At 45.6% G+C, this 252-nt stretch carries 1 protein-coding gene; it reads right to left on the bottom strand.

The annotated features are described in order from the left end of the window. Positions 1–50 precede the first annotated feature (50 nt). A partial coding sequence (locus SB773_RS33360; RefSeq protein WP_410594734.1) for a hypothetical protein occupies positions 51–252 on the bottom strand: 202 nt, incomplete at its 5' end.

Raw genomic sequence — 252 nt, 5'->3', positions numbered from 1 at the left:
ATGATATCTACAGGCAGATACGTGTGGCTATTTACTACATGGATGTAAGCTCAGAAATGGTGTCCGATGGCATCTAACGCATAGGTTTCGAGGAAGCGAGTGAAAAAGTGAATGACCGGATATAGACCATCCAAAACGAAAAAACTTATGGATTTCTCCATAAGCCTTCTGGAATCTGGTGGCCCCTCCCAGACTTGAGCTGCGCCTTTTCCTTCACAGCAGCCGTTTGAGCATACCCATTGATTGTTTCCG

Origin of the sequence: Bacillus sp. SIMBA_074, from assembly GCF_046534555.1 — a bacterium.
Lineage (GTDB): Bacteria > Bacillota > Bacilli > Bacillales > Bacillaceae_G > Bacillus_A > Bacillus_A mycoides.
This window is presented reverse-complemented; position numbering and strand designations above follow the sequence as displayed.